Below are 1103 nucleotides of genomic sequence, written 5' to 3'. Positions count from 1 at the left end.
ACGAACTCCGCACCCGATAACGCGAATGGATGCGGAGTTCGTGCGAATCTGCGGAGTTCGTGACCCCGCGCATGCCGCAGCCGAGCCGATCCCGGCGCCAGCGCTACCGCGCGGGCGCGGCGTGCAGGCCCGCGGCCAGCGCCCGGCGAATCGCGCGCTCGACGGCGGCCGCGTCGTGCACGACCTGGGCGTAGGAGAAGCGGAGCACGGTGTAGCCGCGCACACGCAGCTCGACGTCGTGGGAGATGTCCTTCGACCGCTGCGTGGACGACGAGTGATGCGCCCAGCCGTCGATCTGGATGACGAGCCACTCGCCGACCAGAACGTCGACCGGTCTGCCCGCGAGATACACCTGCTGGCGCACGCGGACGCGCAGCCGCCGCAACGGACGACACACCAGCACCTCAAGACCGGAGTCAGCCAGCCCCGTGATCTCCGCGGCGAGCGCCGTCGCCGCACGTGACGGCCAGCGGATCGCGCGCAGCGCCTCCGGCGCCAGGCGCTCGACGCCGGCGGCCGACTCCCAGAGCACGATCGCCTGCTCCGGCGGCACGCACACGGCGATGTGTGCGAGCGCATCCTCGACGGTTGCCACGAGCGAGCGCCCGAGGGGCGCGACCGGCTGTGTCCAGTGCGCGACGCCGTCCCAGGCGGCACGGGGCCCCGTCGACCCCGGCGGGAAATGCAGGTGCAGCTCGGTCTCGATCCCCTCGGGCATCCACCACCCTCGCTGACGCGCGAACGTGGTGCAGGTCATCCTCCCGCCCCACCGTGCGGCCTCGCGCAGCTCGGTGGCCGCGTGGCGACCGACGAACCACGCACGACGAAAGAGCTCGGCCGCTCCCGACCGCACCGCCGCGCGGAGCTGCTCGGCGCTGTACCCCTCACCCCGCAGCTGCTGACGGTGCTCCGCCGTGCCGCGGAGACGGTCCGAGATGGGCACGAGCTGCATACCGGCATCCTGACCGGCTCTCGCGCCCGACCGGGCGCCGCAGGCTCCATCTGTTGCGAGAAGCCTCACGACGGCGGTTGGGGAGGAGTTCACGAACCCCGCAGAATGTGACGAACTCCGCACCCGATAACGCGAATGGATGCGGAGTTCG

General features: G+C 71.8%; 1 protein-coding gene. It reads right to left on the bottom strand.

The genetic code is table 11. The annotated features are described in order from the left end of the window. Positions 1-103: 103 nt before the first annotated feature. On the bottom strand, positions 104-952 hold the full coding sequence (locus tag AS96_RS13215; RefSeq protein ID WP_036290634.1) for an endonuclease domain-containing protein: 849 nt from the start codon (positions 950-952) through the stop codon (positions 104-106). Positions 953-1103 lie beyond the last annotated feature (151 nt).

Origin of the sequence: Microbacterium sp. MRS-1 (assembly GCF_000585455.1) — a bacterium.
GTDB lineage: Bacteria > Actinomycetota > Actinomycetes > Actinomycetales > Microbacteriaceae > Microbacterium > Microbacterium laevaniformans.
Note: the sequence above shows the minus strand (reverse complement) of the source record. Positions and strands in the feature narration are given on the sequence as shown.